The 10754-nt window shown below is 70.9% G+C and carries 11 protein-coding genes; 6 read left to right on the top strand and 5 right to left on the bottom strand.

Features of this window, described 5'->3' with window-relative positions; translation table 11 throughout:
* The first annotated feature begins 49 nt into the window (after window positions 1-49).
* From rplA to Q0Q23_RS19015, 4 genes are all read left to right on the top strand, one after another.
* The gene (gene rplA, locus Q0Q23_RS19030; protein ID WP_295128037.1) at window positions 50-739 is read left to right on the top strand and encodes a 50S ribosomal protein L1; all 690 of its coding nucleotides are present in this window, start codon (window positions 50-52) and stop codon (window positions 737-739) included.
* A 231-nt stretch (window positions 740-970) separates the two neighbouring features.
* Window positions 971-2968, top strand: a complete 1998-nt coding sequence (locus Q0Q23_RS19025; protein ID WP_295128034.1) for a protease pro-enzyme activation domain-containing protein — start codon at window positions 971-973, stop codon at window positions 2966-2968.
* Between the two features lie 62 nt (window positions 2969-3030).
* A complete protein-coding gene (locus Q0Q23_RS19020) occupies window positions 3031-3567 on the top strand; it encodes a GNAT family N-acetyltransferase (RefSeq protein ID WP_295128030.1) in 537 nt (178 codons plus the stop codon).
* Window positions 3568-3686: 119 nt separating this feature from the next.
* Window positions 3687-4376 (top strand): DUF998 domain-containing protein, encoded by a 690-nt coding sequence (locus Q0Q23_RS19015; RefSeq protein WP_295128027.1) that lies wholly within the window; start codon window positions 3687-3689, stop codon window positions 4374-4376.
* Here Q0Q23_RS19015 and Q0Q23_RS19010 read toward each other — a convergent pair whose 3' ends face one another.
* From Q0Q23_RS19010 to Q0Q23_RS18990, 5 genes are all read right to left on the bottom strand, one after another.
* Window positions 4377-5201, bottom strand: coding sequence for a YqaJ viral recombinase family protein (locus Q0Q23_RS19010; RefSeq protein ID WP_363316271.1), 825 nt, complete (start codon window positions 5199-5201; stop codon window positions 4377-4379). It lies immediately after the preceding gene.
* On the bottom strand, window positions 5198-6235 hold the full coding sequence (locus Q0Q23_RS19005; RefSeq protein ID WP_295128024.1) for a Gfo/Idh/MocA family protein: 1038 nt from the start codon (window positions 6233-6235) through the stop codon (window positions 5198-5200). The genes Q0Q23_RS19010 and Q0Q23_RS19005 overlap by 4 nt, the downstream gene beginning before the upstream one ends.
* 129 nt (window positions 6236-6364) lie before the next feature.
* A complete protein-coding gene (locus Q0Q23_RS19000) occupies window positions 6365-7102 on the bottom strand; it encodes a ThuA domain-containing protein (protein ID WP_295128021.1) in 738 nt (245 codons plus the stop codon).
* Complete coding sequence (locus tag Q0Q23_RS18995) at window positions 7099-8247, bottom strand: Gfo/Idh/MocA family protein (RefSeq protein ID WP_295128018.1); 1149 nt, start codon at window positions 8245-8247, stop codon at window positions 7099-7101. The genes Q0Q23_RS19000 and Q0Q23_RS18995 overlap by 4 nt, the downstream gene beginning before the upstream one ends.
* 116 nt (window positions 8248-8363) lie before the next feature.
* A complete protein-coding gene (locus Q0Q23_RS18990) occupies window positions 8364-9551 on the bottom strand; it encodes an ROK family transcriptional regulator (RefSeq protein WP_295128015.1) in 1188 nt (395 codons plus the stop codon).
* A 147-nt stretch (window positions 9552-9698) separates the two neighbouring features.
* Between Q0Q23_RS18990 and Q0Q23_RS18985 the strand changes: the two genes are divergently transcribed.
* Window positions 9699-10451, top strand: a complete 753-nt coding sequence (locus Q0Q23_RS18985; protein WP_295128012.1) for a sugar phosphate isomerase/epimerase — start codon at window positions 9699-9701, stop codon at window positions 10449-10451.
* Window positions 10448-10754, top strand: a 307-nt coding sequence (locus tag Q0Q23_RS18980; protein ID WP_295128009.1) for a Gfo/Idh/MocA family protein, incomplete at its 3' end; no start/stop codon positions are given. The genes Q0Q23_RS18985 and Q0Q23_RS18980, both read left to right, overlap by 4 nt.

The following is a 10754-nucleotide window of genomic DNA, read 5'->3' as shown; positions in this document are numbered from 1 at the left end:
GTGGCAGAGCCGGCCAGGCTCGCACCACATTCTCGTTAGGAGAAATCTCATGGCACAGAAGTCCAAGGCCTACCGGGCCGCGGCCGAGAAGATCGAGGCCGGTAAGTTCTACACCCCGACCGAGGCCGTCACCCTCGCGAAGGAGACCGGTTCCGCCAAGTTCAACTCGACCGTCGAGGTCGCGCTGAAGCTCGGCGTGGACCCGCGCAAGGCGGACCAGATGGTCCGCGGTACCGTCATCCTTCCTCACGGCACCGGCAAGACCGCGCGCGTCATCGTGTTCGCCACGGGTCCGGCCGCCGAGGCCGCGATCGCCGCGGGCGCCGACGAGGTCGGCGGCACCGACCTGATCGAGAAGGTCGCCGGCGGTTACACCGACTTCGACTCGGCCGTCTCCACCCCGGAGCTCATGGGCCAGGTCGGCCGTCTCGGCAAGGTGCTCGGCCCGCGCGGCCTGATGCCGAACCCGAAGACCGGCACGGTCACCCCGGACGTCGCGAAGGCCGTCTCCGACATCAAGGGCGGAAAGATCGAGTTCCGCGTCGACAAGCACGCCAACGTGCACTTCGTCGTCGGCAAGGCGGGCTTCACCGCGGAGCAGCTCGATGAGAACATCAAGGCCGCCCTCGACGAGGTCGTCCGTCTCAAGCCGTCCGCCGCGAAGGGCCGGTACATCCAGAAGGGCGCCGTGTCGACCACGTTCGGTCCGGGCATCCCGCTGGACGTCAACGCCATCTGATCGCATCGCACTCGTGACGAGGGCCGGAACCGCATCGCGGTTCCGGCCCTCGCTCGTCTTCTCCGCACACCGTCGTCCCGCTGGAACGTTTCGGGAACGTTGCAGCGAGGCAACGATCGCGACAGAACTGTCTACCCCATCTTGCGGAGGTAGAACGCTCGGGCTATGTTCGCCCTGTCGCGCACCGCGCGTCGACTCGCAGACGAGTCAGTCCGAGCGAAGGAACGTTTGATGACACCTCGCACCACCTCTGCCCTTCACAAGAGGGCGATCGGAATCATCGCCACCACGACTGCCGTGGTGGCGTTGTCGTTGGCTGGAGCATCCGCGGCGAACGCCGCCGACAGGGTGAGCTATGCCAAGTCCGTCCCCTCGTGGGCCACAGCCCAGAACGATGCGGGAGCGGCCCCGGCCGACACGACCGTGCAGGGCGAGATCTACCTGCCCCTTCGCGACCAGAAGGGCGCGGAGACGCTGGCGAAGCAGGTCTCCAACCCGACCCTGGCCGGCTACCGCAGGGCGCTGACGCCGGCGCAGTGGATCGCGAGGTTCTCGCCGACGCAGGCGGACTTCGACTCCGTGGTGTCGTTCTTGAAGACGGCGGGACTCACCATCCAGGGCGTGCCGGACAGCCGCCAATACGTCGTCTTCCGCGGCACGCCCGATCAGCTGGGCTCTGTGTTCGGTACGTCGCTTCACGCGTACGACGTCGCCGGCCACCGTCTGATCGCGCCGGCCTCCGCGCCGTCGTTGCCTGCCGCCATCGGCGCCAAGGTCTCGGCGGTCAGCGTCGAGCAGTCGCGCACGATGACCAAGCCGGACTCGATCAAGCAGGGCGATCTACCGGCTTCGGGTGCGCCGCAGGTGTCTCGCAAGGCGGCCGCCGCGGCCCCGGTGATCACCACACCGTGCTCGCACTACATCGGTGAGAACACCGTGACAGTGCCGCCGGCGTACAACGGGCAGACCACCTACAGCACGTACAACTGCGGGTACACGCCGCAGCAGTTGCGGAGCGCATACGGTCTCACCGACCTCAACAAGCGCGGTGTGAACGGCAGCGGACAGACGGTCGCGATCATCGACGCCTACGCGAGCCCGACGATCGTGAAGGACGCGAACGGCCTCGCGCAGCAGAACGGCGAGCCGATCCTCACGAACTCCAGCTACCAGCAGCTCGTGCCGAGCCCGAGCCAGTTCACCGACCAGGCGCTGTGCCAGTACCCGAGCGGCTGGCAGGGCGAGCAGACGCTCGATGTGGAGTCGGTGCACTCCATCGCACCGGGCGCCCGCATCCTCTACGTCGGCGGGACGGACTGCAGCGGCGGGCTCGACATCGCCATGTCGAAGATCCTGGACAACAAGCTGGCCAACATCGTCAGCAACAGCTACGGGAACGTCGGCGAGGCGGTTCCGCCGGACGTGATCCAGGGCGAGGTGAACCTCCAGCTGCAGGCTGCGGGTGAGGGCATCGGCCTGTACTTCTCCAGCGGCGACAACGGTGACGAGGTGGAGAACCTCGGCTACGCGTCGCCCGACTTCCCGGCCTCCTCGCCGTGGGTCACCTCGGTCGGCGGCACGAGCCTCGGCATCGACAAGAACGGCGCCATCGCGTGGGAGACCGGCTGGGGCGACCAGCTCGACAAGATCGTCAAGAACGCCGACGGAACGCTCGCGTACTCGGCGCCGCTCCCCGGACCGCTGTTCGCCGGTGGAGCGGGCGGCGGTGTGAGCGCCGTGTTCCCGGCCCCCGACTACCAGCGCGGCATCGTGCCGCAGGCGCTCAGCAAGGGCTTCCGCGTCTCGCCCGACGTCTCCGCCCTGGCCGACCCGTACACCGGGTTCCAGATCGGCATCCGCCCGATCATCGACGACACGACCCTGGAGACCGGCGACTACGTCAACGAGACGTACGGCGGAACCTCGTTGGCCTCGCCGATCGTGGCCGCACAGATCGCCATCGTGCAGCAGGCGACGGGCAAGACCATCGGGTTCGCCAACCCGACGCTCTACGCCGTCAAGCGCGTGCTGCCGAGCGCGTTCCGCGACGTCGTGCCGCAGAACCCGCCGCAGGCGCTGGTCTACACCAGCAGGATCAGCGGGAACACCTACTTCATCACGCTCGATCACGACACCTCGCTCACGACGGCGCGCGGCTATGACGACGTGACCGGGCTGGGTGGGGTCTCGTTCAACCTGCTGCACCTGGTGGCACAGGGCAGGCACTAGCCGAGCGGTGCACAGGGCCGGCCGTCTCCCTCGGGGGCGGCCGGTCCCGCTACGCTGGCGGGATGACGTTCGTGATCCGCGCCGCGACCGCAACCGACGCCGAGGCTCTCGCTGCGGTCGCCGCGATCACCTTCCCGCTGGCCTGCCCTCCGCACACGACGGAGCACGCGAAAGCCGCGTTCATCGCCACCGTGCTCTCGCCGGAGCGGTTCGCCGAGTATGCGAGCGACCCTGATCGTCGACTGTTCGCGGCGGAGGACGACCGCGGGGAGATCATCGGCTACACGCTGCTGAACCTCAGCGAGCCGACGGACGACGACGTGCGCGCAGCCGTCACCGCTCGACCGACCGCGGAACTCAGCAAGTGCTACGTGCTGCCGGGCCACCACGGGGAAGGGGTGGCCGGTCGGCTGATGGAGGCGAGTCTGGCCGCCGCCGCCGATGCCGGCGCCGCCGGGGTCTGGCTCGGAGTCAACGAGGAGAACGAGCGCGCCCAGCGCTTCTATGGCAAACACGGGTTCGGCCGGGTCGGCGCCAAGCGCTTCCTGGTCGGCGACCGCCTGGAGCACGACTGGGTGATGGAGCGCGCACTGAGGTGAGCGTGCCGGGCTGACGGTCGTGCCGCGAATCCGGTCGGCCGCGGGGCGTCCGCTTCCAGGGCGTTCGCAGGGTGGCTCCGGGTAGAATCCCTCGACCCGAACCATCCGAGGAGCTTGCCGTGCGACGACTGCTGCGCATCGTCCGCCAGCCGTTCGCCCAGCCGCTGCTGGCGGCCGGCTGGCAGCGCGCCGTCCCCGTGCTGCTCGCCGTCGGGACCGTGTGCGTGCTCAGCGGTCTGACGATCATCTGGGCCGCCCGGCTGACGGTGCCGTACCCGGTGTACGTGAGCGAGCTGGGCGCTGTCGGTGCACCGACGGCCGAGCCCTTCGCGATCGCCCTTCTGCTGATCGCGGCGGGCGGGTTCGCCGTCGCGGTCGCGAGCGGACACGTGCGTTCGTCGCACCGGCTCCTCGACCGGTGGGCTCCGGCGGCGAGCCTCGGCTTCGCGGCGCTCTGCTTCGTGCTCGCCTCGCAGGTGACGTGCACGTCGTACTGCCCGGTGCCGCTCGTGGACCCGAGGTCGACCGTCCAGGACCTCGTGCACACGGTGTCGGCCGTCCTCGGCTTCGCTGCCGCGTGCTTCGCGATGCTGCAGGTGTCGTTCGCCTCACGGCTGCCCCGCGTCGCGCGCTACTCGCTGGTCAGCTGTGTCGCGGTGGCGGCCATCACGATCGTGGGAGGCCTCCTCGCGATCGTGCACGTGGCGACCGACGTCGGAGCCTGGCTCGAGCTGATCGGCACGACGGTCGCGGTTTCCTGGATCGCCGTGTACTCGCTCGCGCTGGCGCGGGTGCCGCTCGCGGACTGATCAGGCCGTGCGCGCGGCGTGGGCCGCCTGCGCCGGCTGCACGCGCGGTGCCGTCGCCTGGGCCAGCAGTTCGATCAGCTCGCCGGCGAGCGCGACCAGCCGGGCGATCTCGCGGTCGTCGCGATCGACCCACTGGCACTGCGGCTCCTCGTGCACGGGAACGAACCGGTCGTGCTGCTCCCACACGAAGAGCGTCCGCTCCGCTCCGAGCACGTACTGCTGCCACCAGATCTGGCGCAGGTAGTGACGCGGGATGCTGTTGAACGGCTTGTTGGTCGTCTTGATCTCGGCGAGCTCGATGCGCCCTCCTGTGCGGAGGGCCAGCCCGTCGGGGGTGGCCAGATGGCGGCGGTCGCGCTCGGCGTGGAACAGCAGATCGGAGGGTTGGATGCCGTGGGTCGCGGCGACCCACGCCGCGATCTCCGGCTCGCGGACACGACCGTGCTGCGTGAAGCTGTTGCCGGAGAAGCCCGACCCGTTGAGCTTGTCGTAGACCGCAGCTCGCAGGGACTGCTGGGTGGACAGCTTGGCGACGTCCGTCGCCGTGATGCCGCGGCTGCGGGCACGGAGCCAGCCCACCCGGTCGCTCGACGACGCGACGACCCGGGCCAAGTGCCCCTCCGCCCCGGGCACCGCGGGAATCACCGGGCGCGGTGCGGGCGCCGACGTGCGCGGTCCGAGGTCGGCGAGGACCCCGGGACGGTAGAGCTCGCGCCGGGAGCCGTCGTGCCGGGGTCCGTCCTGCTGACGGTATGCGGCGGGGGAGGCGGCGGAGCTGTCGAACACCTCACCATTCTGCCTCGCCCGTCCGACGAGGGTCGTCACCCCACGCCCGCCGCGCCGAGCTGGCGGCGGGCCTCGTCGATCGTCGCCAGCGTGGAGACCGCCTCGTCGAGCGAGTGCAGCGGCGACTCGGTGCGGCCCTCGGCGACGTAGCGTGCGAGCGCGGCGGCTTCGTACGACATCCCCTGACGATGCGGGCGGCCGTACGGGTCGGTCCACTCCGCATCGACCCTGCCGTCGGCGCCGTGGAGCCGGAGGCCGCTCGGCCCCCAGAACGGGCTCGCCATCTCGATCCGGGCATCCGTCCCGACGATCGTGGCCAGTGAGGGCGTGCCCGCCAGGAGGCCGGTGCTGAGCAGCGCCTGACCGCCGCGGGCCGAGCTCAGCACCAGCGCGACCTGCTCGTCGACGCCGGTGGGGGCCAGCGTCCCCGTCGCGATGATGCCGGCGGGCGCGCCCAGCGCGAACGAGGCCCAGGACACGACGTAGACCCCGAGGTCGAGCAGTGCGCCACCGGCGAGCGCCGGGTTCCAGAGCCGGCCGGCCGGGTCGAACGGCGCGCGGCCTCCGAAGTCGGCGGTGACGACGCGCACCTCGCCGAGCGCGCCGCTGTCGAGGAGCTGGCGCACGATATCGGTCTGCGGCAGGTAGCGCGTCCACATGGCCTCCATCGCGAACACTCCGGCCTGCCGTGCGGCCTCCGCGATGACGCGGGCCTGCTCGGCGGTGGCGGCGATCGGCTTCTCGATGAGCACGTGCTTTCCCGCGCGGATGGCCAGCAGCGCGTGCTCGAGGTGCTCGCTGTGCGGTGTGGCCACGTAGACGACGTCGACCTCCGGGTCGGCGACCAATGCGTCGTACGAGCCGTGGGCGCGCTCGACGCCGTGGGCGGCGGCGAACGCCGCGGACCGATCCGCCGAGCGCGAGCCGCAGGCGACCATCCGCTGCGTCGTGTGCGCGTGCAGGGCGTCGGTGAAGTCGGCGGCGATCCCGCCGGGGCCGATCACGCCCCAGCGCAGCGCGGGCGCGTCGGCCGGATCGGGGAAGCGGGGCGAGGGCAGGGACAGCGCGGTCATCCCCCCAGTCTGCCCTGTCCCGCCGGCGCGCTCCGCGCCCCGACCCGACCCGAAGGGTCGCAACACGCCGTCATGGGATGGGGTGTAGCGGCGTGTTGCGACCCCTCGAGCGGGAGGAACGGGCTGCGCTCAGACCGGCTGCGGGTTCGAGACCTCGGGAGCCTGGCGGACCCCGGCGACCGGAGCGGCCCAGCGCACCCCGTTGGCGAGCACGCGCCGCACCTGCGGGTGGAAGTAGACCGGGTACTCCTGGTCGCCGGGCGAGAAGTAGAAGATCTTCCCGCGGCCGCGGGTGAACGTCACTCCCGATCGGAACACCTCGCCTCCGGTGAACGAACTGATGAACACCATGTCGTCCGGCGTCGGGATGTCGAAGAACTCCCCGTACATCTCCTGGGCGTCGATCACGATCGGCTGCTCGACCCCCTGGGCGATCGGGTGCGTCGGGTTCACGGTCCAGACCAGCTCGCGCTCGCCGCCCTCCGGGTTGCGCCAGCGCAGCGAGCACGTCGTGCCGAGCATCCGGATGAAGATCTTCGAGAAGTGCCCGGAGTGCAGCACGATCAGGCCCATGCCGCCGAGCACATGGCGGCGCACGCGCTCCACCACTGCGTCGGACACCTGCTCGTGGGCGATGTGGCCCCACCACAGCAGGACGTCCGTCTCGGCGAGCGCCTCCTCCGTCAGCCCGTGCTCGGGGTCGGCGAGCGTCGCCGTGCGCACGGCGACCTCGTCTCCGAGCAGCTCGGACAGGCCGGCGGCGATCGCGCCGTGGATGCCGTCGGGGTAGATCGCGGCGATCTCCGGCTGGGTGGTCTCGTGGACGCCTTCGTTCCACACGGTCACGCGCAGTGCGGTCATGGTCATGCCTCCGTGTCGGTGGTGGTGGTCGTGGTGGCGGAATCCGCCTCGTCGAGTCCCGCGGTGGCCGGGTGCAGCCGGACTTCGGCGCCGCGTCGAGCGGACTCGTACGCCGCATCGATGACGCGCGCGCGATCGAGCGCGAGCGAGCCGTCCCAGTGCGACCAGTTCGCCTCGTCCGCGACGTGCTCGAGGAACGTCTCGACGACAGCGGTGTGGCCGCTGCCGGCGTCGGCGGTGACAGCGATGTCCTCCACTTCCTCACCCTCGCCGGTGAAGATCGTCAGCTCGCCGGCCGGCGCGTAGTCGACGACCCGGAGGTCGGCGCCGCCCTCGGTTCCGTAGAGGGTGATCCCGAACTCGTCGCCGGCGGGACGGTAGGCGGCCCAGCTGGTCTCGAGCACGATCGAACCGCCGCCCTCGAGCCGCAGGAGCATGCTGGCCAGGTCTTCGACCTCGTAGGCGGAGCCCACGTGCTGCTTGTCGCTCTTCGCGCCGCCGCGGCCGCGAACGCCGAGTTCGGAGTGGGTGACGGCCGAGACGGCGGTGACCTTCGGCTCGCCGAACAGGTGCAGGGCGTAGTCGAGCACGTGCACGCCGATGTCGATCAGGGGGCCGCCTCCCGCCATCTCGCGGTTGGTGAACCAGCTGCCGAGGGCCGGAATGCCCGCGCGGCGGAGCCAGACCGCCCTGGCGTGGTACGGGCGCCCGATCTGGCCGTCGTCGATCGCCGCCTTGAGCGCTTCGATGTCGCCGCGGCGGCGGTGGTTGAAGGCGACCTCCAGCACGCGGCCCGAGCGTCGGGCGGCATCCACCATCGTCTGCGCCTCGGTCGCCGTGCGGGCGATCGGCTTCTCGCTCAGCACGTGGATTCCGGCTTCGAGAGCGCCGACCGTGATCGGCGCGTGCAAGAAGGTGGGCACGGCGACGCTGACGACGTCGAGGTCGCCGTCGGCGACCAGCTCGCGCCAGTCGCTGTAACGGCGGTCGACGCCGTACTTCTCGCCGAGTTCGGCGCGCGGGCCGTCCTCCATCCCGGCGATGGCGACGAGGTCGACGCCGGGGAGCTTCGCGTAGGCGTCCATGTGCTGCTGGCCGGCCCAGCCGAGGCCGACGACTCCGGCCCGGAGGTTCTTGGATGGGGTGGTCACTGCGATCCTTTCGTGGGGTGGTGCGGGGTGGTACCGCGGTGGTGCGGGGTGTTGCGGTGGTCGATGGGAGGTCGAATCGATTCGATGCTGCGCGGCCGAGGCGACCGCGCAGGGAGTCAGCGGGGGAGGGGCCGGGAGGGGACGCCGGGGCCGAGCGTGTGCTGGATGACCATGATGGCGGCGCCGATGGCACCTCCCGTCTCACCCGAGCGGGACTCGGTGATGGTGAGGTGCTGTGTGGCCAGGGGCGTCGAGCGCTGGTAGACGACCTCCCGCACGCCGGCGAGCAGCTGCTCGCCGACGCGGGACAGGCTGCCGCCGACCACGACGAGCGACGGGTTCAGCAGGTTGACGCAGGTCGCGACGACCTCGCCCAGGTCGCGGCCGGCCTGGCGGATCGCCTGGAGCACCTGCGGGTTGCCCGTGCGGGCGAGGGAGACGACATCGTCGCTGGTCTCGGCGGGGATGCCGGCGGCGGTGAGCGCGGCGGCGATGGCCGGCCCGCTGGCGAGCGCCTCCAGGTCGGCGTCGCGGGCGCCGTGGCTGGGTGTCTCGCTCGAGAACGGCACGCGGACGTGCCCCAGGTCGCCCGCCGAGCCCTGCGCTCCGCGCTGCAGGCGCCCGCCGCTGATGATCCCGGCGCCGATGCCGGTGGCGACCTTGACGAAGAGGAGGTCGGAGCTGTCGGGCCACGCGAGGGCGTGCTCGCCGAGGGCCAGGAGGTTCACGTCGTTGTCGACCAGCACGGGGACGTCGAAGACCCGGCGCACATAAGCCGGGACGTCGAAGCGGTCCCAGCCGGGCATGATCGGGGGGTTGACCGGCAGGCCCGTCGAGTGCTCGACCGGCCCGGGCACGCCGATGCCGACGCCGACGAGATCGCCGAGCGGGCGCCCGGTGGCCGCGAACAGCCGCTGGGCGGCCTCGAGCGCCCAGTCGAGCACGCGCTCGGGGCCGTCGGCGATGCGCAGCCGCCGCGACTCGCTCGTCGTGATCGCCCCGGCCAGGTCGGCGAGGGCGACCACGCCGTGCGTCGCGCCGAGGTCGATCGCGACCACGACCCGCGAGTCCGGGTTGAACCGGATCCGGGCAGGGGGCCGGCCTCCCGTGGAGACGTCGTCGCCCGCCGGCGCGACGAGTCCGGCTGCCGTCAGGGTGTCGATCCGCACCGCGATCGTGGAGCGCGCGAGCCCGGTCAGCTCGGCCAGCTGCGCGCGCGTGCGCGGCACGCCGTCGCGCAGGATCGCCAGGAGGTCCGTGGCGTCCGCAGCGACGATGCCGGGCTCCCGGACGCTGTCGGTCATGCACGTATTGAACCACATCGCTGTCCAGCAGTCCAAAGATCGACGACCAGCCGTCGACTTTTGATTGACATTCGACAGAAGTGGCGATTGAATGAGCATGGACGCCGCATCGTGCGTTCGCATCCCATCTTTCGACCGAGGAGAACAGTGTCGAACTCAAACCTCTCCGTGCAGCTCTATACGGTGCGAGAGCTCCTGACCGAGGACACGGTCGGGGCGCTCCGCCGCATCGCTGACATCGGATTCACCCAGGTCGAGCCCTTCGGCCTCCTCGACTTCGCCGACGGTCTCCGGCAGGGTCTGGCCGAGACGGGCCTGACCGCGCCGACCACGCACCAGGGGTACCTGGGCCGCGACCAGGCGTTCCTCGAGACGGTGTTCGGCACCGCCGCCGAGCTCGGCATCGAGACCGTCATCGACCCGCACGTCCCGGCCGAGCGCTGGCAGACCGCCGCCGACGTCGAGGAGACCGCCGCACAGCTCAACGCCGCCGCGAAGATCGCAGCGAAGCACGGCGTGCGCGTCGGGTACCACAACCACGCCCACGAGCTCGAAAGCACCATCGACGGTGTCACGGCCCTGGAGTACTTCGCCGGCAAGCTCGACCCGGAGGTCGTGCTCGAGGTCGACACCTACTGGGTCGTCGTCGGCGGAAAGAACCCGGTGGAGCTGCTCGCGAAGCTCGGCGACCGGGTCGTCGCGCTCCATGTGAAGGACGGCGCCGGCACGACCGAGACCAAAGACCAGGTCGCCGTCGGCCAGGGCGCGCTGCCGATCGCGGAGATCATCGCCGCGGCGCCGGACGCGCTGCGCGTGATCGAGCTCGACGACTCGCGCGGGGACCGCTTCCAGGCCGTCGCCGACAGCTACGCCTTCCTGACCTCGGAGGCGTTCGCATGAGCGCCGAGCGCACCGGCGGCCCGGTCGGCGTCGGCCTCATCGGCGCGGGCGTCATCAGCAACCAGTACCTCGAGAACCTCACGGCGTTCCCCGACCTCGACGTGCGCTTCGTCGCCGACATCGACCTCGAGCGGGCCAAGGCGCAGGCCGACAAGTACGGCGTCCCGAACTCCGGCACGGTGGAGCAGCTCCTCGCCGACGACGGCATCGAGATCGTCGTGAACCTCACCATCCCCAAGGTGCACGTCGAGGTGGCGCTGCAGGCGCTCGACGCGGGCAAGCACGTGTGGAGCGAGAAGCCGT

It is taken from the genome of uncultured Leifsonia sp., assembly GCF_945957465.1.
Lineage (GTDB): Bacteria > Actinomycetota > Actinomycetes > Actinomycetales > Microbacteriaceae > Leifsonia.
Note: the sequence above shows the minus strand (reverse complement) of the source record. Positions and strands in the feature narration are given on the sequence as shown.

What these genes read in the sequence shown, in the direction of transcription:
- Q0Q23_RS18990 (WP_295128015.1), bottom strand. Translation starts at nt 9,551, where the DNA reads ATGACCGACAGCGTCCGGGAGCCCGGCATCGTCGCTGCGGACGCCACG.
- Q0Q23_RS19025 (WP_295128034.1), top strand. Translation starts at nt 971, where the DNA reads ATGACACCTCGCACCACCTCTGCCCTTCACAAGAGGGCGATCGGAATC.
- rplA (WP_295128037.1), top strand. Translation starts at nt 50, where the DNA reads ATGGCACAGAAGTCCAAGGCCTACCGGGCCGCGGCCGAGAAGATCGAG.
- Q0Q23_RS19020 (WP_295128030.1), top strand. Translation starts at nt 3,031, where the DNA reads ATGACGTTCGTGATCCGCGCCGCGACCGCAACCGACGCCGAGGCTCTC.
- Q0Q23_RS19000 (WP_295128021.1), bottom strand. Translation starts at nt 7,102, where the DNA reads ATGACCATGACCGCACTGCGCGTGACCGTGTGGAACGAAGGCGTCCAC.
- Q0Q23_RS19005 (WP_295128024.1), bottom strand. Translation starts at nt 6,235, where the DNA reads ATGACCGCGCTGTCCCTGCCCTCGCCCCGCTTCCCCGATCCGGCCGAC.